18 protein-coding genes are annotated in these 21,081 nt (G+C 60.0%); 8 read left to right on the forward strand and 10 right to left on the reverse strand.

Annotated elements, in window-relative coordinates; all coding sequences use genetic code 11:
* The first annotated feature begins 22 nt into the window (after nt 1-22).
* Complete coding sequence (locus tag ACR3XE_RS10195) at nt 23-1,111, forward strand: PA0069 family radical SAM protein (RefSeq protein ID WP_473697760.1); 1,089 nt, start codon at nt 23-25, stop codon at nt 1,109-1,111.
* Here the strand turns inward: ACR3XE_RS10195 and ACR3XE_RS10200 are convergent.
* From ACR3XE_RS10200 to tpiA, 10 genes are all read right to left on the reverse strand, one after another.
* Nucleotides 1,108-2,715 (reverse strand): long-chain fatty acid--CoA ligase, encoded by a 1,608-nt coding sequence (locus ACR3XE_RS10200; protein WP_473697759.1) that lies wholly within the window; start codon nt 2,713-2,715, stop codon nt 1,108-1,110. The two genes, ACR3XE_RS10195 and ACR3XE_RS10200, sit on opposite strands and share 4 nt — an antisense overlap.
* 61 nt (nt 2,716-2,776) lie before the next feature.
* Entirely contained in the window at nt 2,777-6,274 is a 3,498-nt protein-coding gene (gene dnaE, locus ACR3XE_RS10205) for a DNA polymerase III subunit alpha (RefSeq protein ID WP_473697758.1), read from the reverse strand.
* 39 nt (nt 6,275-6,313) lie between these two features.
* Nucleotides 6,314-6,790 (reverse strand): glutathione peroxidase, encoded by a 477-nt coding sequence (locus ACR3XE_RS10210; protein ID WP_473697757.1) that lies wholly within the window; start codon nt 6,788-6,790, stop codon nt 6,314-6,316.
* 2 nt (nt 6,791-6,792) lie between these two features.
* Nucleotides 6,793-7,356 carry a hypothetical protein gene (locus ACR3XE_RS10215; protein ID WP_486185705.1) on the reverse strand — a complete coding sequence of 188 codons (564 nt, stop codon included), beginning with the start codon at nt 7,354-7,356 and terminating at the stop codon, nt 6,793-6,795.
* Between the two features lie 29 nt (nt 7,357-7,385).
* Nucleotides 7,386-8,060: an ABC transporter ATP-binding protein gene (locus ACR3XE_RS10220; protein WP_473697755.1), complete on the reverse strand. Its 675-nt coding sequence runs from the start codon at nt 8,058-8,060 to the stop codon at nt 7,386-7,388.
* Complete coding sequence (locus ACR3XE_RS10225) at nt 8,053-9,303, reverse strand: lipoprotein-releasing ABC transporter permease subunit (protein WP_473697754.1); 1,251 nt, start codon at nt 9,301-9,303, stop codon at nt 8,053-8,055. Before ACR3XE_RS10225 ends, ACR3XE_RS10220 begins: the two co-directional genes overlap by 8 nt.
* Nucleotides 9,304-9,675: 372 nt before the next feature.
* The gene (locus ACR3XE_RS10230; protein ID WP_473697753.1) at nt 9,676-10,362 is read right to left on the reverse strand and encodes a Crp/Fnr family transcriptional regulator; all 687 of its coding nucleotides are present in this window, start codon (nt 10,360-10,362) and stop codon (nt 9,676-9,678) included.
* A 28-nt stretch (nt 10,363-10,390) separates the two neighbouring features.
* Nucleotides 10,391-12,022 carry a CTP synthase gene (pyrG, locus tag ACR3XE_RS10235; RefSeq protein WP_473697752.1) on the reverse strand — a complete coding sequence of 544 codons (1,632 nt, stop codon included), beginning with the start codon at nt 12,020-12,022 and terminating at the stop codon, nt 10,391-10,393.
* A gap of 103 nt (nt 12,023-12,125) precedes the next feature.
* On the reverse strand, nt 12,126-12,554 hold the full coding sequence (gene secG, locus ACR3XE_RS10240; protein ID WP_473697751.1) for a preprotein translocase subunit SecG: 429 nt from the start codon (nt 12,552-12,554) through the stop codon (nt 12,126-12,128).
* Between the two features lie 73 nt (nt 12,555-12,627).
* The gene (gene tpiA, locus ACR3XE_RS10245) at nt 12,628-13,380 is read right to left on the reverse strand and encodes a triose-phosphate isomerase (protein WP_486185706.1); all 753 of its coding nucleotides are present in this window, start codon (nt 13,378-13,380) and stop codon (nt 12,628-12,630) included.
* 159 nt (nt 13,381-13,539) lie between these two features.
* Here tpiA and ACR3XE_RS10250 point away from each other — a divergent pair, with 159 nt between their 5' ends.
* Genes ACR3XE_RS10250 through ACR3XE_RS10280 form a run of 7 tightly spaced genes read left to right on the forward strand, consistent with a single transcriptional unit; the run spans nt 13,540 to nt 21,070 of the window.
* Nucleotides 13,540-15,486, forward strand: a complete 1,947-nt coding sequence (locus tag ACR3XE_RS10250) for a SurA N-terminal domain-containing protein (protein WP_486185707.1) — start codon at nt 13,540-13,542, stop codon at nt 15,484-15,486.
* A 26-nt stretch (nt 15,487-15,512) separates the two neighbouring features.
* Nucleotides 15,513-17,036 (forward strand): anthranilate synthase component I, encoded by a 1,524-nt coding sequence (trpE, locus tag ACR3XE_RS10255; RefSeq protein ID WP_473697748.1) that lies wholly within the window; start codon nt 15,513-15,515, stop codon nt 17,034-17,036.
* 6 nt (nt 17,037-17,042) lie between these two features.
* A complete protein-coding gene (locus ACR3XE_RS10260; RefSeq protein WP_473697747.1) occupies nt 17,043-17,633 on the forward strand; it encodes an anthranilate synthase component II in 591 nt (196 codons plus the stop codon).
* Entirely contained in the window at nt 17,630-18,625 is a 996-nt protein-coding gene (gene trpD / locus ACR3XE_RS10265) for an anthranilate phosphoribosyltransferase (RefSeq protein ID WP_473697746.1), read from the forward strand. Before ACR3XE_RS10260 ends, trpD begins: the two co-directional genes overlap by 4 nt.
* On the forward strand, nt 18,625-19,419 hold the full coding sequence (trpC, locus tag ACR3XE_RS10270) for an indole-3-glycerol phosphate synthase TrpC (RefSeq protein WP_473697745.1): 795 nt from the start codon (nt 18,625-18,627) through the stop codon (nt 19,417-19,419). Before trpD ends, trpC begins: the two co-directional genes overlap by 1 nt.
* Nucleotides 19,416-19,886, forward strand: a complete 471-nt coding sequence (gene moaC, locus ACR3XE_RS10275; protein ID WP_473697744.1) for a cyclic pyranopterin monophosphate synthase MoaC — start codon at nt 19,416-19,418, stop codon at nt 19,884-19,886. The genes trpC and moaC overlap by 4 nt, the downstream gene beginning before the upstream one ends.
* Nucleotides 19,883-21,070 carry a molybdopterin molybdotransferase MoeA gene (locus tag ACR3XE_RS10280; protein WP_473697743.1) on the forward strand — a complete coding sequence of 396 codons (1,188 nt, stop codon included), beginning with the start codon at nt 19,883-19,885 and terminating at the stop codon, nt 21,068-21,070. The genes moaC and ACR3XE_RS10280 overlap by 4 nt, the downstream gene beginning before the upstream one ends.
* Nucleotides 21,071-21,081: the final 11 nt, after the last annotated feature.

Here is a 21,081-nt window from a genome sequence, read left to right on the forward strand (position 1 = left end):
GCGCTCGCGCTAGACTGCGCGGATGGACGACCCTGTCATTTTGCCCCCTATTTCAGGACGCGGCGCGACCGATAATCGCGCCCCGACACGCACCGGTTCGCTGAAACGCGAGGTCGAAGGCGACTGGATCGACATGGCCGCCTATGTCGATGGCGAGGCCCCTCCCCTTCGCACCATGGTAACAATCGAGCGACCACGCACCATCATCGCGCGAAACAGCTCTCCCGATCTCGGATTTGACCGGTCGATCAACCCCTATCGGGGATGCGAACATGGCTGCGTTTATTGCTTTGCGCGCCCGACCCATGCCTATCACGACCTCTCACCGGGACTGGATTTTGAAAGCCGCTTGTTCGCCAAGCCCGATGCAGCAGCTCTTCTCCGTACCGAGCTGGCCGAGCGCGGTTATGCCCCCGCCCCGCTGGCCATTGGCACCAACACCGACGGGTATCAGCCTATCGAGCGCGACTGGGGCGTTACGCGGTCGGTCATCGAGGTTCTCGCCGAAACGCGCCATCCGTTGCTCATCACCACCAAGTCCGACCGGCTATTACAGGACATCGACCTGCTGACCGCCATGGCGCGCGACAATCTGGTGGGTGTGGCAATATCGGTAACGACACTCGATCCGGTGCTGGCGCGCAAGCTGGAACCCCGCGCACCGCACCCGCAACGGCGGCTCGCGGCGATCCGGAAACTCATCGACGTCGGAGTGCCGACACAGGTCAATATTTCGCCCGTCATCCCTGCGATAACCGACCATGAGATAGAGGCCATCATGGCCGCCGCCGCGCAAGCCGGAGCCGTGCGCGCGTCCTATATACTCCTCCGCCTGCCGCACGAGGTTGCGCCGCTGTTCCGCGCCTGGCTGGCCACCCACTATCCAGACCGCGCGGCCAAAGTGATGCATATTGTACAGGACATGCGCGGCGGACGTGACAATGACCCCAACTTCACCAGCCGAATGCGCGGCAAGGGCGTGTGGGCGCAGGTCATCCGCGCCCGCTTCAAACGCGCCGCCCGCGCGCACGGGCTCGACCGCCCATTCCCAAAACTGAGGTCAGACCTGTTTCATCCACCCGAGCGTGACGGTCAGATGGAGCTGTTCTAAGCCTGCTCCAGCGACTTCAGCTTATAATCCTTATACATATCGCGCAGCTGGCGTTTGAGCAGCTTGCCCGTTGCGGTGTGCGGCAACTCATCGACAAAGACGATTTCGTCAGGCAGCCACCATTTGGCGACCTTGTCCTTCAGATAGTCGATGATACTGGCCTCGCTCACCTCGGCTCCGGGCTTTTTGATGATGAGCAATAGGGGGCGTTCGTCCCATTTGGGATGATAAACGCCAACCGCTGCCGCTTCCTGTACACCGGGCGCGCCGACGGCGGCGTTTTCCAGTTCGATCGAGCTGATCCATTCGCCGCCCGATTTGATCACATCCTTCGCACGATCGGTAATCTGCATCGTCCCGTCAGGATAGAGCAGCGCGACGTCGCCTGTGTCAAACCAGTCATCATCGTCGGTCGCATCCTCATCGGCGCGGAAATAGCGGCGGATGATCCACGGCCCGCGACACTGCAACCGCCCGCTGCTGGCCCCGTCGCGCGGCAAGACAGCGCCTTCGTCATCGACGATACGCAGCTCGACGCCAAAGGGCGGACAGCCTTGTTTGACAATGACGTCGATTTTTTCATCGAATGACAGACTATCCCAATTCCATGGTTGTTTGCCCATGGTGCCAATCGGCGATGTTTCGGTCATGCCCCACGCATGGCCGACGTCGATTCCCGCTTTCATAAACCGTTCGATCATCGCGCGCGGACAGGCTGATCCACCGATGACCACGCGCTGCAATTGACCATAATCAGCCCCCGTCGCATCCATATGAGCGAACAGCGCAAGCCACACCGTCGGCACGCCGGCGCTGTGCGTCACACCTTCTTCGTGCATCAGCGTGCAAAGCGTCGCCGCGTCGTTGGTCGCCGAAAACACCAGCTTTGCGCCCACGGCAGCAGAGGCAAAGGGCACGCCCCAGCTGTTGGCGTGGAACATGGGCACAATCGGCAGGATGGCGCTGCGATTCGACAGGTTGAACGCATCGGGCTGAACCTCGGTTATCGCGTGGATAACGTTCGATCGATGCTCATACAACACACCCTTGGGATTGCCGGTTGTCCCGCTGGTATAGCAAAGCCCGACGGGGTCGCGTTCATCAAGCTCCACCCACTCAAAACTGCCATCCTCTGCAGCGATCAGGTCGGCGTAGGACAGATATCCTTCGCTTGCTGGCGCATCGAACAGGACAAAATGTTCAACCTTGGGCAACTGCTCGCGCAAACGTTCGACGATGGGCAGGAACGCCTCATCAAACAGCAGCACCCGATCTTCGGCATGGTTGATGATATAGATCAATTGTTCGTCAAACAGCCGTGGATTGACGGTATGAAGCACCCCGCCCATGCCCGCGCTGCCGTACCAGCTCACCAGATGATGGTTGTGGTTCATCGCCAAGGTCGCAATGCGATCACCCTTTTTCATCCCCAACCGGACCATCGCGGCGGCAAAGCGGCGGGCATCGCTCCCGACTTCGCCCCAACTGGATCGCGTCTGCGTGCCGTCAGCCCAATGGGTGATGATTTCCCGGTCAGCATGTTCACGCGTGGCATGGTCGATCAGACCGGTCACGAGCAGCGGCTGGCTTTGCATTCCTAACATCGTCATCCCTTCTTATGTTTATAAGCGGACGATAAGGCCGAGTCAGCGGCTGACGCAAGCGTCAAGCGACCGCGCGCATCCTAAAATCGCGCGGCGTCACCAAAGACAATTGCGCGTCGTCGATACCCAGCACCAATCCCGCCCGCGCCACAACATCGGGGTCAAGGACAAAGGCGTTGCCAAGTTCGACCCGGATTTCGGCATCCGTTTCGGGGTCATTGGTGCGAATCTCGACCCGCCCGCGCGCGTCCTCCCTTGGTTCGAGCAGATCGGCAAGCTCGGCAATCGCAGCAGGCGTTGCAACCGCGCACGTCAACTGCAAGGCCGCGGTCGCAGCAATGTCGGTCAGCGATTGGGCACCCCTGATCGTGACGCGCGGTGTTTCCTCACCCTCCAGCAGATCCAGTTCGACACCCAACAGCGCGCAGCCGCCATGATTGGCCAGTTCCTCCAGCAACTTCCCGGCGGTCTCGTCGAAACAACTCGCCTGAAATTGTCCGGTTCGATCGGATAGCGTCAGGTTGAGAAAGCGGTTGCCGCGTTGCGACATGCGTGGGCGTGCGCTTTCGACCATAGCCGCCATCGATGCCGGTATCCGCGTCCCCGGCTGCATGTCGACGGTGCTGCATATCTCGCCATAGGTGCGCGATCCGCGGGCGGCGACAATCGCATCGAATTGCTGGACCGGATGCGCCGAAAAATAGAAGCCATAGGCCTCTTTCTCACGTGCCATACGCTCGGCAATTGTCCAAGGCTCGGCGGTCGGCAATTGCAGCATCGGGGCAATATCGACCTCACCGCCGAACAATCCGCCCTGTCCGGTCGTGCGCTCGCGCGCCGCCGCGTTGGCGCTCGCCAGCAACACATCGGCACCGGCATAGACACGCGACCGATCGGGTTCGAGAGCGTCAAAGGCACCCGCACCCGCCAGCGCCTCAATCTGGCGACGGTTGAGCTGACGCGGATCAATGCGCGCCGCAAAATCATCCAGACTGACGAAATCGCCATGCTCGCGTCGCTCGGCCACCAGCTCGACCATCGCCTTTTCGCCCACACCTTTCAGCGCGCCAAGGGCATAGCGCACCGCAAGGCCATCATCGCCAACACCAACCGAAAAATCGGCTTCGCTGTCGTTGATCGACGGCGGCGCAATGCCGATGTCTAGCCGTCGCATATCGTCGATAAAAATCGACAATTTGTCGGTCTGATGGTTGTCGAACGACATCGACGCAGCGAAAAATTCATGCGGATAATGGGCCTTCAACCACGCCGTTTGATAGGCGAGCAGCGCATAGGCCGCGGCATGGCTCTTGTTAAAGCCATAACCGGCGAACTTGTCGATCAAATCGAACAGCTCGTTCGCCTTTTTCTTGTCGATTTGATGGTGCTCGGCGCAGCCCAGAACGAAAGTCTCGCGCTGGGCGTCCATTTCGGCCTGAATCTTTTTACCCATCGCCCGGCGCAACAGATCGGCGCCGCCCAGACTATATCCCGCCAGGATCTGCGCCGCCTGCATGACCTGTTCTTGATAGACAAAAACGCCATAGGTCTCGGCCAAAATGCTTTCGAGCAGGGGGTGCGGGTAGGCGATGGCCTCGCGTCCGTTCTTGCGGGCACCGAACAGCGGAATATTGTCCATCGGACCCGGGCGATAGAGCGCAACAAGCGCGATAATGTCGCCAAATGCTGTGGGCTTCACCGCCGACAGCGTGCGCCGCATCCCTTCGGATTCAAGCTGGAACACCCCGACCGTGTCGCCGCGTTGCAGCAATTCATAAACTGTCGGGTCATCCCAAGCGAGCGTATCGAGATCGACGTCGATCCCGCGCAGAGCCAGCAGCTTGCGCGCCTCCCGCAGCACCGACAAGGTTTTGAGGCCCAAAAAGTCGAATTTCACCAGTCCGGCATTTTCGACAAATTTCATGTCGAACTGCGTGACCGGCATGTCCGACCGTGGATCACGATAGAGCGGCACCAGCTGGTCGAGCGGGCGGTCGCCAATAACGACGCCCGCCGCGTGGGTGGAGCTATGGCGCGGCAAGCCTTCCAGCTGGCGCGCCATATCGAACAGGCGGCGCACTCCGTCATCTTCCTTATAGGCGGCCATCAATTCCGATACGCCGTTGAGCGCGCGTTCCAGCGTCCAGGGGTCGGTCGGATGATTGGGCACCAGCTTGGCCAGTCGGTCAACCTGACCATAGCTCATTTGAAGGACGCGCCCGGTATCTTTCAGGACCGCGCGCGCTTTCAATTTTCCGAAAGTGATGATCTGCGCCACCGTGTCGCGGCCATATTTTTCCTGCACATAACGGATGACTTCACCGCGCCGCGTTTCGCAGAAATCAATGTCGAAATCGGGCATGGACACACGCTCGGGATTGAGGAAGCGTTCGAACAGCAGCCCCAGTTTTAACGGATCAAGGTCGGTGATGGTCAGCGACCAGGCGACGACCGAACCGGCACCCGACCCACGCCCCGGACCCACCGGAATATCCTGCCCCTTCGCCCATTTGATAAAATCGGCCACGATCAGAAAGTAACCGGGGAAACCCATTTTGATGATGACATCTATTTCGAAATCGAGCCGCTCGACATAGGTCGTGCGTTCTTCGTCGCTCAGGTCAGGATAAAGCGCCAGCCGCGTCTCTAGTCCCGCATGGGCATCGCGCGCCAGTTGCGCCGCTTCGGCTTCGCGATCGCCTGCCAAACTCGGCAGGATCGGGCTGCGATTCGGCGCCATAAAGGCACAGCGTTGCGCGATAATCAGGCTGTTTCGCACCGCCTCTGGCAGGTCGGAGAAACTGTCCTCCATCGACTCCGCCGATTTCATCCACGCTTCGGGACAGCTGACGCGGCGGTCGCTACTTTCGACATAGGCCGACTGCGCGATGCAAAGCATGGCGTCGTGCGCGGGGTGGAATTCGGGCTCCAGATAAGAGGCAGGATTGGTCGCCACCAGCGGCAAGGCGCGGGCAAAGGCCATGTCGATCAGCGCCGCTTCGGCGGCCATCTCGGCGGCGTTGTTGCGGCGCGATAGCTCGATGTACAGCCGCCCAGAAAACAGCGCCTCCAGCTGCTCGATATAGTCATTGGCAGCCGAAACTTGCTCGTCGGCCAGCAAACGGGTGAGAGCCCCCTCGCCGCCAGCGGTCAGGCAAATCAGGCCCTCGCTTTTGCCCGCCAGCGCCGACAGCGGCAGATGCGGGCCCTGCTCAATCGGGCGGTCCAGATGCGCCGCCGACACCAGCGCGCATAAATTGCCATAGCCGACCTCATCTTGCGCATAGAGCGCCAGCCAGTCGATCATCGGCGCGCCATTGGCCAGCCGCTGACCGGGCCGCGCGAAGCTGACAAAGGCTCCGATAATCGGCTGAATGCCCGCTGCTTTGCAGGCATCGCCAAAGGCCATCGCGCCATACAGCCCGTTGCGGTCCGCGATGGCGACCGCCGGAAATCCCCTATCGCGCGCGGCTTTGGCGATCAATTTTGGTTCAATCGCTCCCTCGAGCATCGTGTAGCTCGAAAAAACGCGCAAGGGGACAAAGGGGCTAAAGGCCATGGCGCCACGCTAACGCTCTCGCGCTGATTCGGCCAAGCCTTATCCCAGCAGTTTTTCGATTTCGCTGCGGAGCGCTTCGGGTGTCGTGGTCGGGGCATGGCGCGACACGACTTTGCCGTCGCGGTCGACCAGAAATTTGGTGAAGTTCCACTTGATCCCGCTGCCCAACAATCCGGATTTTTCGGACTTCAGATGCTTGAAAATGGGGTCGGCACTCGATCCGTTGACGTCAATCTTGGCCATGACCGGAAAGGTGACGTCATAGGTCAGCGTGCAGAAATTGGCGATCTCGCTCGCGTCGCCCGGTTCCTGCCCGGCAAATTGGTTGCAGGGAAAGGCCAGCACTTCGAGTCCGCGATCCTTATAATCGCGATAGAGCGCCTCCAGCCCCTCATATTGCGGGGTGAAACCGCATTTGGACGCGGTGTTGACGACCAGCAGAACCTTGCCCCGATAATCGGCCATCGTCTGTTTGCTGCCGTCGGGCATAGCCGCCGACAAATCATAAAGGTCCATGGTCAATTCTCCGTCGCAACATGCGGTTTATAAATGAAATCAAAACTGGTCGTCCAAGTCAGGCCGTGATCGATCGATTGCTCGCCATGCTGGCGCACCGAATGGTCAGGATTGGCGGTATAGGTCATGCGAGTCAGATTATGCTTCCCGGGGCCAAGAGCATTCCGCCAAATGCCGGTCAGCACCATCTTGCCATCCACGGTGCCGCCTTCAAAATCGACGCGCGTCCCGCTGCCGTCAACCCAGGCTTGGCGCCACAGGTCGAGGTCGGCGTCATAATTGCTGAACGATCCGCCACCGCTTCCTTTCAACGGCTTCCATGTCTCGCGAATGGCACAGCCGCCGAACATCGATTCGATGCTGCTGGTCGCAACTTGGGTCGTTTTGCCATTCGGATACACATCCCATTCGCCGACCCAAAAATCGAACGCGCGATAAGCGTCGCTGCTGCATGGCTTGGCCGGCGCGGCAGTCGCAGTTGGCACCGGCGGCGCGGTTTGCGCGGACGCGACATGCGGCAGCAGCAACATCAACGCGACGCCCAGCGGGTATATTTTTTGAAGCATGGCTTCTTCCCCCTTCGCCTTTTTGCTTCCTAGGCCTCGATGCGGCCTTCGTGCAACCGAAGCACTCGATCCATCCGAGCAGCAAGACGCTCATTATGCGTGGCGACCAGTGCAGCCGAATCATTGTCACGGACAAGCGAGACGAAATGGTCAAACACACGGTCGGCGGTTGCTTCGTCCAGATTGCCCGTCGGCTCGTCGGCAAGCACGAGCAACGGCCGGTTTGCGAGCGCCCGCGCGACGGCGACACGCTGTTGTTCGCCGCCCGACAGCTTGCTGGGCTTGTGATGCAGGCGCTCCGCCAATCCGAGCCGCGACAGCAATTCCTCGGCGCGGACTTCGGCTTCGGCTTGGGCAGTCCCGCGGATCAACTGCGGCAGAATCACATTCTCGATGGCGTTAAAATCGGGCAGCAGATGGTGGAATTGATAGATAAACCCAATTTTTTCTCGCCGCGTCCGGGTGCGTTCGCCTTGACTATATTTGGTGACGTCCGTGCCATCGATGCGGATGATGCCTTCAAATCCGCCCTCAAGCAGGCCGACCGCTTGCAATAAGGTCGATTTGCCCGATCCCGACGGCCCCAGCAACGCGACAATCTCGCCGCGCTTCAAGGTCGCATCGACACCGCGCAACACATCAATTGTCACATCGCCTTGCACAAACCGGCGTTGCAGGCCCTCCAATTGCAGCAGATCACTCATAGCGCAGAACCTGGACAGGGTCGGTATTGGCGGCTTTGAACGCCGGATAGAGCGTCGCAAGGAAGCTGAACAAAATCGTCATCCCCGCGACCCCGACAATTTCGACCGGATCGGGCTTTGATGGCAGCTCCGTCAGAAAACGGATCGAAGGGTCCCACAAATTCTGTCCGGTAAGGAAACTGATCGCCCCCAACACGCCTTGGCGGAAATACAGCAGGACAAATCCAAGAACCAAACCAACCACCGTACCACCAGCCCCAATAGCCACACCGATGGCAACGAACACCCGCAAAACAGAATCCCGCGGCGCGCCCATGGTTCTGATGATCGCTATGTCGCGAGTCTTGGCGCGTACCAGCATGATGAGCGATGAAACGATATTGAATGCCGCCACCAAGATGATCAGCGACAGGATGACGAACAAAGCCACACGCTCGACCGTCAGCGCCTCAAACAAGCTGGCATTCATCGATCGCCAGTCGGAAATCACTGCCTTGTCCGACAGTTTTTCGGCAAGCGGGGCCAATATCGTTCCGACTTTGTCCGGATCTATGGTCTTGAGTTCGATCATCCCGATCTGATCGCCAAGCAACAGCAACAATTGGGCATCTTGCAACGGCATAACGACATATGCCTTGTCGAAATCATAGACGCCGATCTCGAAAATAGCGCCCACACGATAACTGATTTCGCGCGGCACTGTGCCAAAAGGCGTCGAGCGCCCCGCCGGATTGATGATCGTAATCTTCGACCCGACTGTCGCCCCCAAATTCTGAGCCAGTTGCGATCCCAGTGCAATTTCGCCCGATCCAACCTTCAGATTGGTGAGACTACCTTGCAGCACTTTGCCTTGCAGAACATTGTTACTGAGAATGTCTGGCACCGTCATGCCGCGCACCAGCACGGCTTCGACCCGGCCATTATAGGTGGTCAGCAACGGCTGTTCGATCAGCGGCGTCGCCGATACCACGCCCGGTGTTGCTTTCGTTTCCTTGAGCACATCGCGCCAATCGTCGAGGCGGCCGCCAAAGCCTTGCACGACGGCATGGCCATTCAGCCCGACAATCTTGTCAAACAATTCACCGCGCACCCCGTTCATGACGCTCATGACAATGACGAGCGAGGCGACACCCAACACCACCGCGCTAAAACTGAAGGCGGCGGCGACGAAAATAAAGCCTTCACCGCGCGCAGGCAGAAGATATCGTTTAAAGAGAGCGCGTTCATAGGGACGCAGGATCATGGAGGATGAGGCTTTCACAAGATCGAGAAGCAGGCGTTACAGTCGTGCTTTACGGTGCGCCTTCGCTGCTGGCAATGGCACCGACAATGTCGCCCTAGCTGCGACTCACTCGCAGTTATTGTTGCCTATCGGCCACAGCCGACCCGCAAAATTTGGCCAAAGGCGTGGTAGCGCGTGACAAAGCCGGGATGACTTCCTAGCCCTAACACTTCTGGATCAAGCGGCCAAAGGCCCGGTTCCAGGGAGAGCGGACTGGTTCGCCGGTCTGCGCCAAAAGGGGGATGGCGACGTTCGTCACAGGCGCCCGGGTTTCGCTTGCGAAGCCCGGGCGTTGTCCTTCGGAGCTATTGCAAGCAATGGTGTAGCGGACATTCAGCCTTCGGCTTCGCTAATCTCTTCCAGCGTAGCGACATCCAGGATGCGCACACGTCCCTGTTCAAGCGCGATGACACCCGATTCTTCCCAACTTCGTAGCTGGCGATTAATATGCTCGCGGCTCATTCCGGCGAAATTGCCCAGCTCGGACTGGCTCAATTCGACACGGTGGGTCTTTTCCCCTGTCCCGATACCAATCAGGCGTTTCAGATAGCGCGCAAGCCGCGGCCCCGACGCATAGGCGCGGTCGCTTTCAATGGTATGGTCTGCAGTACGGAGGCGGCGGGCCAGTTGATGCATCAACGACCAGGCAAATTCGGGATGGGTGGCCACAAAATCACGCAGCGCGTTGCGGCCAAGTTGCAGGGCTTTGCCAGCACTGGTGGCAATGACCGATGCCGTTCGTTCGCCGCCATCAAGCAAGGCGATTTCGCCGAGTACGGCACCCGGGTCGGCATAAGCGAGAACAATTTCGCGGCCATTCGCGGTCAGCATCGACACACGCGCGCTGCCTTCGGTCAGGATCAACATGCCGTCGCCGCTGTCCCCTTGACTTAAAAGTTCGCGGCCTTTGACAAAGCTGATCTGGACAGCGCGGCTAGCCAGAGCTTCCCAATCGGGCGCGGACAGGCCAGCAAAAATACTGTCTGCTCCCTGCATATCGGCAAGTTTGGCATAATCCATGACCCCACCCCTACCCTGTGTTGGCAGTTCAGACCAGTCGGCTCTGCTTGACCGCTGCTTCGATAAATCCCGCGAACAGAGGGTGCGGGTCGAACGGCTTTGATTTCAATTCCGGATGGAATTGAACGCCGATGAACCAAGGATGGTCAGGACGTTCAACAATTTCGGGCAACATGCCGTCGGGGGATAGGCCCGAAAAGACCAGCCCACCCGCCTCGAGCCGATCGCGATACTGGCCATTGACCTCATAGCGGTGGCGATGACGCTCGCTGATCTCATCACTGCCATAGATGGTCGCAACATGGCTGTTGGGCGACAGTTTGGCAGGATAGGCGCCCAGTCGCATCGTCCCGCCCAAGTCGGTTTCGGCGCCGCGCTTTTGCAATCCTTCGGCGCTCATCCACTCGGTAATCAGCCCGACAATCGGCTCATCGGTCGATCCGAATTCGGTGCTGGAAGCGCCAGCAATAGCGCTGGTGTTGCGCGCGCCCTCTATGCAGGCCATCTGCATACCAAGGCAAATGCCCAGAAAAGGCACATTGCGTTCGCGAGCAAAGCGGACGCTGGAAATTTTGCCTTCTGACCCGCGCTCACCAAAACCGCCGGGAACCAATATGCCGTGTAGTGGCTCTAGTCGTGCCGCAAGTTCATCTTCATCCTCGAACATTTCGGCGTCGAGCCAGCGGATATTGACCTTGACCCGGTTCGACATGCCGCCATGGACAAGCGCCTCGTTCAACGACTTATAGGCATCGGGTAGCGACACATATTTGCCTACGACGCCAATTGTGACTTCGCCCTCAGGATGTTGCTTGCGATCCATGATGTCGAACCAGCGTGACAAATCGGGATCAGGCGCGTCGGTGATGCCAAAGGCGTGGAGCACTTCGCTATCAAGGCCTTCTCCATGATATTGGACCGGCACCGAATAGATGCTGTCGGCGTCGAGCGCGGGGATGACAGCTTCTTTACGCACATTACAGAATTGCGCGATTTTGGCGCGTTCGGTTTCAGGCAGCGGTTTTTCACAGCGGCACAGCAATATGTCGGGTTGAACCCCTAGACTGGCGAGTTCGCGGACGCTGTGCTGTGTCGGCTTGGTCTTTAACTCGCCCGCAGCGGCGATGTAGGGGACCAAAGTCACATGCACGGAAATGGCGTTTTCGCGCCCAACTTCGTTGCGAAACTGCCGAATCGCCTCAATGAACGGAAGCGATTCAATATCGCCAACGGTGCCGCCAATTTCACACAGCACGAAATCAAGATCATCAACATCGGTGCGGGCAAAGGCCTTGATGGCGTCGGTGACGTGCGGAATGACCTGAACGGTTGCCCCCAGATAATCGCCGCGCCGTTCGCGCTGGATAATCTGGCTATAGATTCGGCCCGAGGTCACATTGTCGCTCTGTCGCGCTGCAACTCCAGTGAAGCGTTCATAATGACCCAGATCGAGGTCGGTTTCGGCCCCGTCATCGGTCACATAGACCTCTCCATGCTGATAGGGCGACATCGTGCCCGGATCGACATTCAGATAGGGATCGAATTTCCGGATGCGCACGCGGTATCCACGCGCCTGTAACAAAGCCGCAAGGCTTGCCGCCATCAGACCTTTGCCAAGCGAGGAGACCACGCCGCCGGTGATAAAAATGAACCGCGCCATGGGAGAAAAGGCTTAGTCAATGGAGGGGCGATGACGCAAGCCATCGAATCGCTTCAGGCAAAATAATTCAGCCTGAATCTAGTGCCCGAAACGGGCGATCGAATTATTGCTCGAGCGGAACGCCCTGCTTGGCCGCTGCAGCATCAGCTGCGGCAGCCGCAGCCAGCGGATCGTCGCTGGCAGGAGGTGCGGTGGTCGGAGCGGCCTGGTTCGGAGCAGCATCGCCGGTCAGCGACGAACCCGTCGCTCCCGACTCCTGCGCCGTTTTCGACAGCGAAGTGTCGATCGTCGACCCGCTGCGCCCCACCGAGGCCATGGCCGCAAGGATGATCGACAGGCTGACGAACAATGTCGCCAAAACTGTCGTCGCACGCGTCATGAAATCCGCCGCACCACGTGCCGACAGCAACCCGCCCGGGCTGCCGCCCATGCCAAGCCCACCGCCTTCTGATTTCTGCATCAGGATGACGCCAATCATCGCCGCGGCGATCACGGCCTGGACGACGAGCAGGAAGTTAAAGAGGCTGGTCATGGATTGTTCCCGAAATTGGCGGCGCGTCTGCGCCTTCATTGCGCAGCGCACATAGAGACGAACGGCATCCGCTTCAAGCCGCCAATGCAGCCGCGGCCTGAATGATCGGGCCAAATTTCGCTGCGGTCAGGCTCGCGCCGCCAACAAGCGCTCCGTCAACATTGTCTGTGCCGAGCAATTCAGCTGCATTGTCGCCGTTGACGGAGCCGCCATAAAGAAGGCGAACCTTGCTGCCGTCATCGCCAATCCGGCCCGTCAAAGCATCGCGAATGGCATCATGCATCGCCGCTACATCGGCGGTCGTCGGCACCAGACCGGTACCGATAGCCCAAATGGGTTCATAGGCGATCGCAAGTTTCTGTGCATCAAAGGAGGTCGGCAAGGAGCCGCTGATCTGGTCGAGCACATAGGCAATTGCCCCGCTTGATTCGCGAATTTCGCGGGGTTCACCAACGCACAGGATCACCGACAGTCCGCTTTGTAGCGCCGCGTCGGCTTTCTCTTGCACATCGGTGTCGCTTTCTCCGCAACCCTCGCGCCGTTCACTATGGCCGACGATGGTCAGCTTGGCGCCGCAGTCGACCAGCATCGAGGCGGCGACGCTGCCGGTAAAGGCGCCCGAAGGCTTGGCATGACAATCCTGCCCTCCCATGGCCAAATCGGGGAACGAAGCGGACATCGCTCCCAATAATGTCGCAGGCGGACAAATCGCAACATCGACCGCGCGATGGTCGGCCGCAATCGCGGCAATCGTTTTTGCTTCGGCAAGATCGGCCTGCAAACCGTTCATTTTCCAATTGCCCACCACAAATTTTCGTCGGGTCATCGCCTGTCCTTCTTCTGCATTGCACATGCTCTAACGCCGCGATTGCCCAACACGCAAGCGGTCGACAGGCCAATCGCACCTTGAAGCCTGTACCACTGACGCCTAAAGCGAGCCGCAACGCCGCCTGCGCTGCCTTTTTATCAGAGTATTGACCCAACCATGATCACTGCCCTCCGTAATATGTTTGCTTCGACCATCGGCAAATTCCTCGCCCTGTCCTTTGTCGTTCTGGTCGGTTTTGCCTTTGCGATGGGCGACGTGACCGGGAATGCCAGTTTTGGCGGAGTAGGCGGCGCCGATGTCGCCAAAGTCGGTAGCACGAAAATTGGTGTCGGCGAGCTTCGGACCCGCGTCCGTCGCGCCTATGATCAGGCACGGCAGCAGCAACCCGGCCTGACGATGAGCGATTTTATCGAATCAGGCGGGATCGATCAGGTGCTGAATCAGATGGTCGAGAGCGCGGCGCTGTTACAATATGCCGATTCGGTCGGCTTTGGCGTCAGCAAAAGGCTCATCGACGGTCGCATTGCCGACCTGCCGGTTTTCAATGGAGTGTCTGGCAAGTTCGATCAGACGCGATATCAGTCCTTCTTGCGCGAAAACGGGATGACCGAGACGCAGCTCCGCGATGAAATCAAGCTTCAGTTGATGATGGAACAGATGATTGTTCCAGTCGGTTCCTTACCAAAAATTTCAACCGGCATCGCCGCGCCCTATGCGGCGCTGTTGCTAGAAGATCGACGCGGTCAAGCGACCTTTATCCCGGCGAGCCTGTGGGAGCCGACCAAGGCTCCGGATGACGCGGCGCTCAAAACCTATCTCTCTCAAAATTCCAGCAAATATAGCATCCCGGAACGGCGGGTCGTGCAATATGCAATATTTGATCGTTCGGTCGTCCCTGCGCCCGCCGTGACGGATGCCGAAACTGCCGAGGACTATAAAGCCAATGCAGCGAGCTATGCGGCGAGCGAAACGCGTCGCTTTGCGCAAGTCGTCGCGCCCGACGAGGCGACAGCAAAATCCATCGCCACAAAAGTGCGCGCCGGATCCTCACTTGATGCAGCTGCGCGCAGCGTCGGACTTGCTGCTGGCACAACCTCTCCGGTCAGCCAACTATCTTATGCCGGACTGACAAGTACCGCGACAGCTAAGGCAGCCTTTGCCGCTAAAAAAGGCGAACTGCTTGGCCCAGAAAAAACCGGGCTCGGCTGGTCCGTTATTCGTGTCGAGGAAATTGACAAAATTCCGGCCCGGACTTTGGAGCAGGCGACACCCGAAATTCGCGACAAACTCGCCAAGAACAAAGCCAATGAAGCCATTGTCGACTATTACAACAGCATCCAGGATGCGGTGAACGGCGGAGCGCCGATCGAAGAAGTCGTCGCGGATCGTAAACTCAAATTGATCGAAACGCCGGCGATCCTGCCTGGTGGGAGCGCGCCCGATCAGGCGAGCTATAAGATGGCCCCCGAACTGGCACCGATGGTTGGTCAGGCGTTTCAAGGTGGCAGCGAGAACGAAGCGCAGCTCGCCACGCTGGTCGAGAACCAGAAGTTCGCTGTTTTCGCGGTCAAAAAAATCATCGCAGCAGCACCGCCACCCTTTGATAAAATTCGTGCCCAATTAGTCACTGACTGGCGTTTGGCGCAGGGGCACAAAACGGCACGCGCCAAGGCACGCGCCATCGTCAAGGCGGTTGAAGGCGGCAAATCGCTGACCGAAGCCGCGCGCGCCGAAGGCCCCAAGGTTGCTCCAGTTCAAACGATCGGCGGCAAACGCTCCGAATTGAATCGCGATGGCAAGCCTGTTCCTCCCGAACTGGCTTTGTTGTTCTCGATGGCCCCCGGCAGCGTCAAAACGCTTGAAATTCCGGGCAATCGAGGTTGGCTAGTCCTGCGGCTGAACGATGTGACCCGCCCCGATCCCAAAAAGGTCGATCCCGCACGCATTGCCGCCGTGGCAACGCCCCTCGCCTCTGCAATTGGAAATGAAATGGCCGAACAGTTGCTGGCCGAGGCCAAACGGCGCGCCGACGTGCAAATCAACAAGGATCTGGTCGAGCAGTTGCGCCGCGAACTCACCGGTACTGCGCCGGTTTCTGGCTAAGTCCTAGTGCAAGGATTCATGGCCTGATGACGCTTGAGGGCAAGGCCGCCGCGCTGAATGCGTTGTCGCAAGGGCGCGGGGCGGTCGTCTGGCAGCGTCTGATTGCGGATACCGAGACCCCGGTTTCGGCAGCGCTCAAACTCATCGAGCCGGGGCGCGGTGATTGGGTGCTTGAATCAGTCGAAAGCGGCGAAACGCGCGGACGTTACAGCCTGATTGGGCTCGATCCCGATTTGATGTTCGAAGTGCGCGGCGATCAGGCGCGCATCAACCGCAACTGGCGGCATGACCGCGACCCATTTGCCGATGTGCCTGGGCCAGCGTTGCAGGCGTTGCGCGATCTGGTGGCCGAATGCCGCTTTGACGTTCCTGAGGCGCTGCCCAAGGCGATGGCCACATTGGTCGGCTTTTTCGCCTATGAAACCATCGGTCTGGTCGAACGAATCCCGCGCGCATCTGGCGCAGGTTTGGGGCTGCCCGACATGGTGTTTGTTCGCCCGACGACCTTGCTCGTGTTCGACCGGTTGGCGGACGAATTATTCCTTATCGCTCCCATTTGGCCTGACGAAACAGCGCCGATTGACCAGATGCTCGATACCGCACAGGCGCGACTGGAGGATATTGCGGCGCAGCTCGCCAACAAACCGGCACGCGCGCCGCGCAGCGATTCTGCAGCGCTGCCCGATGCTGACTCCATCGTCGCGACACCGCAGACCAGCGAGGCCGACTATGCCGCTATGGTGGCGACGGCGAAGGATTATATTGCTGCGGGCGATATATTTCAGGTCGTGCTGTCACAGCGTTTCTCGACGCCCTTCACCCAATCACCCTTTGACCTGTATCGCGCGCTCCGCCGTATCAATCCGTCGCCTTTCCTCTATTTCCTCGACCTTCCGGGCTTTGCACTCATCGGATCGTCGCCAGAGATTTTGGTGCGGGTGCGCGATGGCGAGATTACGATCCGCCCCATCGCCGGAACGCGGCCTCGCGGAAGCACCAGCGCCGAAGATGCCCAAAACCGCGAATCGCTGCTCGCCGATCCCAAGGAACGCTCCGAACATCTGATGCTGCTCGATCTGGGGCGCAACGATGTCGGGCGCGCGGCGGTGGGCGGCAGCGTGACCGTCACCGACAGCTATACGGTCGAATTCTACAGCCATGTCATGCACATCGTGTCGAACGTCATCGGCCGCATTGCCCCCGACAAAGACGCCATCGACGCATTATTCGCGGGCTTTCCGGCAGGCACCGTCAGTGGAGCGCCCAAGGTGCGCGCCTGCCAGATTATCGCCGAACTCGAAAAGGACGCGCGCGGGCCTTATGCAGGCGGCGTCGGCTATTTCGCCCCCGACGGCAATATGGACAGCTGCATCGTCCTACGCACCGCCATCGTCAAAGACGGCGAAATGCATGTGCAAGCTGGCGCGGGAATTGTCGCTGACAGCACCGCCGAATATGAGCAGCGCGAGTGCGAGGCCAAGGCGGGGGCGCTGTTCGCCGCCGCGCGCGAGGCGATCCGGGTTGCCGGAACGCCGGGATATGGGCAGTAAGTCAGCATGATCCTCGTCATCGACAATTATGACAGCTTTACCTTCAATCTCGTTCATTATCTGATCGAGTTGGGGGCCGAAGTGCGCGTCGAGCGCAATGATGCGCTGACGGCGGCAGAGGCGATGGCGAGCGGGGCCGATGCGTTTCTGATCTCTCCAGGGCCGTGCACCCCCAATGAAGCAGGCATGAGCCTCGATCTGGTCGCAGCCTGCGCCGAAGCGTCCAAGCCGCTGCTCGGCGTATGTCTGGGACATCAGGCGATGGGGCAGCATTTCGGCGGCACGGTGCAGCGCGGGCATTTGATGCACGGCAAAACCTCGCCCGTTTGCCACGACGGCAGCGGATTATTCGCCGATTTGCCCTCCCCTTTTACCGCGACGCGCTATCACAGTCTCGAAGTCGTCGATGTACCCGAGACACTGGTGATCAACGCCACCAGCGACGATGGAGCGGTCATGGGATTCCGACACGCCGAACTGCCGCTCCACGGTGTGCAGTTCCACCCCGAAAGCATCGCCACCGAACATGGCCACGCGATGCTGGCAAACTTCCTGAAGATTGCCGGACAGACGGTGCGCGGACGGGCGGCGGCATGAGCCACTTTGGCCCCCTCCCCGATCCGGGCCAGCTGCTCGACCATGACGAGGCCGCAAAGGCTTTTGCCGATATCCTAGATGGCGTGGCTAGCGACGAAGCCGTCGCCGCATTTCTGGTCGCGTTGTCCGATCGCGGCGAAACAATGATAGAAATCTCCGCCGCCGCCGCAGCCATGCGCGAACGGCTCATCCCGATCAAAGCGCCTGCAGGTGCCATCGATGTGTGCGGCACCGGCGGTGACGGCCATCATACGCTCAACGTCTCAACCGCCGTCGCGATTGTCGTCGCCGCGTGCGAAGTGCCGGTCGCCAAACATGGCAATCGCGCCGCATCTTCAAAAGCAGGTGCCGCCGACACGCTCGAAGCACTGGGCCTCGACATGGAGCGTGCGGGACACATGGCAGAGGCAACGCTGGCCGACCTTGGCATTTGCTTTTTGTTCGCCGCCAATCACCACCCCGCCATGGCGCGCATCCAGCCGATCCGCCAAAAACTGGGTCGACGGACGATTTTCAACCTGATGGGGCCGCTCGCCAATCCGGCGCGGGTCAAGCGCCAGCTGATCGGAATTGCACGCCCAGACTATGTGCCGGTCTATGCCGAAGCCTTACACCATCTGGGGACAGAGCATTCGCGCGTCGTATCGGGCGATGAAGGACTCGACGAACTCTCGCTTGCGGGCGGCAACGAAGTCGCGGTCATCACGCCCGACGGTGTGCAGATGCAGCGTAGCGTGGCCGCGGATGCGGGCCTGCCCTCCTATCCCATCGACGCCATTCGCGGCGGTGACGTCAACTGGAACGCACAGGCGCTACGCGCTCTGTTGATGGGTGAGCCCGGGGCCTATCGCGATGCGGTGCTGTATAATGCCGCCGAAGCGCTGGTCATCGCCGGCGTCGCCCCGACCTTGCGCGACGGTGCCGAGGAAGCCGCAGAGGTGATAGACAAGGGGCTCGCCAAGGCGCTGCTCGATTGCTGGATCGCGTATTAATGAACAAGCTGACTGAAATTTTGGCTACAAAGGCCGAGGAAGTCAGGCAACGCAAAGCTGCGCGCTCAATGAGCGAACTCGACCGGATTGCGGCGTCGCCAGTGCGCGGCTTTGCGGCCTCGCTTTGGGCGCGGATCCAAGCAGGCGGCTTTGGCTTGATCGCAGAAATAAAGAAAGCTTCGCCATCCAAAGGACTAATCCGAAAAGATTTTAACCCCGATGACCATGCCCGCGCTTATGCCGATGGCGGGGCGGCCTGTCTGTCGGTACTTACCGACTCCCCCTATTTTCAGGGGCATGAGGATTATCTGGTGGAGGCGCGCGCGGCTTGCGATTTGCCTGTCTTGCGCAAGGATTTCATGGTCGATCCGTGGCAAGTGGCTGAAAGTCGGTCGATCGGTGCCGACGCCATCCTGATCATTGTCGCCGCGCTCGACAATGACGTCATGGCCGAGATTGAAGCAGCGGCCACCGAACGCGGAGTGGATGTGCTGGTCGAAGTCCATGACGAGGCCGAACTGGACCGCGCGCTGACCCACCTCAAATCGCGGCTGATTGGCGTCAACAACCGTGATTTGCGGACTTTTGAGACCAACCTTGGCGTCACAGAGCGTCTGGCGACACGCGTCCCGCCCGGAACCTTGCTGGTCGGAGAAAGCGGCATTTCCATCCATGCCGACTGCCAGCGCCTAGCAAAACATGGGGTTAACGCCTTTCTGGTGGGCGAAAGCCTGATGCGGCAGGATGATGTTTGCACCGCCACCCGCCAGTTACTGACGGGCGAAGCCGTGTGACGCGCCCGACGCATCTCGACGAGAGCGGCGCCGCGCATATGGTCGATGTTGGCGCCAAGGCCACGACAGTCCGCCGCGCCGTCGCGGGTGGACACATCGGCATGACGTCAGATGCACTAAAGGCCATTCGCAATGGAAATGCGCCCAAAGGTGACGTCATCTCGACCGCGCGTATCGCGGGGATTATGGCCGCAAAGCGCACAGCCGACCTGATCCCGCTTTGCCATCCGCTGGCGCTCACCAGCGTGACGGTCGATTTTACATGGGAAGAGGACGGCGTTGCGGTGCGCGCGACGGCGGCAACAACCGGACCGACCGGGGTCGAGATGGAGGCACTGACCGCCGTGTCGGTGACGCTGCTCACCCTCTATGACATGGCAAAGGCGCTCGACCGGGCGATGGTCATTGGTGACATTTGCCTGCTCGAAAAGAGCGGTGGCCGGTCGGGCGACTGGTCAGCACCATGAGCGCGCAGCTTCCGGTTGAGGAAGCTCAGGCGCGATTTCTGGCGCTAAAACCTCCGCTCGCTTCAGAAAATATCCCGCTATTCGAATCTGTTGGGCGCTTTCTTTCAGAAACAATCATAGCCCAGCGCGATCAGCCCACCGCGCCGATGTCGGCGATGGATGGCTTTGCGATCCGCTTTGCCGACCTACCCGGCCCGTGGGCTTTGGCAGGCGAAGTCGCCGCTGGCGCAGTTCCGTCACAAACACTGGCCAGCGGCGAAGCGATCCGCATCTTTACCGGCGCCATGCTGCCCGATGGCGCAGACACGGTCATGGTGCAAGAAGACACGGAAATACGCGGCGGCAGCATATTTTTGACCGGTGACGGTCCGGCAGAGCGCGGCCGCCATATTCGCGCGCGCGGCGGCGACTTTGCCGCTGGTGACAGGCTGCTTGAGCGCGGGACGCGGTTGACTGCGGGCGCTCTTGCCGCTGCGGCGATGAACGGCACCGGCCAAGTTGCGGTCGGCACACGCCCACGCGTGGCGATAGTCACCACCGGCGACGAACTGGTGCCGCCCGGCCACCCCCTCGCCTCCGGCCAGATTCCCGACAGCAATGGAGTCATGCTCGCCGCAATGCTCACCGCCGAGCCCGCGCTAATCACCCCGCCCTGTCATGTTCGTGATGATCGACAGGCTTTATCCAGTCTTTTAGATGAGTTAGCGCGACGTCACGACGTCATCGTTACCGTCGGTGGGGCATCGGTCGGCGTGCATGACCATGTGCGGGGCGCGATTACAGACGCGGGCGGCGCGATCGATTTCTGGAAGATCGCGATGCGCCCCGGCAAGCCGCTTCTCGCCGCGACGTTGAGCGATGCGGTCGTGCTGGGGCTACCCGGCAATCCATCATCGGCCTTCGTCACCGCGACACTGTTTCTGTTGCCATTGGTACGGCATCTAGCGGGGGCCGGTGATCCGCTCCCGCAAATCTACCAAGCGCCGCTGGCCACGCCGCTGGACGCTGGAGGCAGCCGTCGCGATTATCTGCGCGCTGTGGTGGCAAATGGAACAGTGTCGTTGCTGGCCAGCCAGGACAGCGGACAAACCCGTCCCTTGGCGGTGGCCAACGCGCTGGTGGTGCGGGAGATTGGCGCCGCCGCCACAGAGGCCGGAATGCCTGTCCCCTATATCGCGCTCTAACGCGCATTTGA

Source organism: Sphingopyxis sp. 10G20-10, from assembly GCF_057365075.1.

Coding starts and splice junctions, on each gene's coding strand:
- ACR3XE_RS10195 (WP_473697760.1), top strand. CDS start 23: ATGGACGACCCTGTCATTTTGCCCCCTATTTCAGGACGCGGCGCGACC.
- ACR3XE_RS10200 (WP_473697759.1), bottom strand. CDS start 2,715: ATGTTAGGAATGCAAAGCCAGCCGCTGCTCGTGACCGGTCTGATCGAC.
- dnaE (WP_473697758.1), bottom strand. CDS start 6,274: ATGGCCTTTAGCCCCTTTGTCCCCTTGCGCGTTTTTTCGAGCTACACG.
- ACR3XE_RS10210 (WP_473697757.1), bottom strand. CDS start 6,790: ATGGACCTTTATGATTTGTCGGCGGCTATGCCCGACGGCAGCAAACAG.
- ACR3XE_RS10215 (WP_486185705.1), bottom strand. CDS start 7,356: ATGCTTCAAAAAATATACCCGCTGGGCGTCGCGTTGATGTTGCTGCTG.
- ACR3XE_RS10220 (WP_473697755.1), bottom strand. CDS start 8,060: ATGAGTGATCTGCTGCAATTGGAGGGCCTGCAACGCCGGTTTGTGCAA.
- ACR3XE_RS10225 (WP_473697754.1), bottom strand. CDS start 9,303: ATGATCCTGCGTCCCTATGAACGCGCTCTCTTTAAACGATATCTTCTG.
- ACR3XE_RS10230 (WP_473697753.1), bottom strand. CDS start 10,362: ATGGATTATGCCAAACTTGCCGATATGCAGGGAGCAGACAGTATTTTT.
- pyrG (WP_473697752.1), bottom strand. CDS start 12,022: ATGGCGCGGTTCATTTTTATCACCGGCGGCGTGGTCTCCTCGCTTGGC.
- secG (WP_473697751.1), bottom strand. CDS start 12,554: ATGACCAGCCTCTTTAACTTCCTGCTCGTCGTCCAGGCCGTGATCGCC.
- tpiA (WP_486185706.1), bottom strand. CDS start 13,380: ATGACCCGACGAAAATTTGTGGTGGGCAATTGGAAAATGAACGGTTTG.
- ACR3XE_RS10250 (WP_486185707.1), top strand. CDS start 13,540: ATGATCACTGCCCTCCGTAATATGTTTGCTTCGACCATCGGCAAATTC.
- trpE (WP_473697748.1), top strand. CDS start 15,513: ATGACGCTTGAGGGCAAGGCCGCCGCGCTGAATGCGTTGTCGCAAGGG.
- ACR3XE_RS10260 (WP_473697747.1), top strand. CDS start 17,043: ATGATCCTCGTCATCGACAATTATGACAGCTTTACCTTCAATCTCGTT.
- trpD (WP_473697746.1), top strand. CDS start 17,630: ATGAGCCACTTTGGCCCCCTCCCCGATCCGGGCCAGCTGCTCGACCAT.
- trpC (WP_473697745.1), top strand. CDS start 18,625: ATGAACAAGCTGACTGAAATTTTGGCTACAAAGGCCGAGGAAGTCAGG.
- ACR3XE_RS10280 (WP_473697743.1), top strand. CDS start 19,883: ATGAGCGCGCAGCTTCCGGTTGAGGAAGCTCAGGCGCGATTTCTGGCG.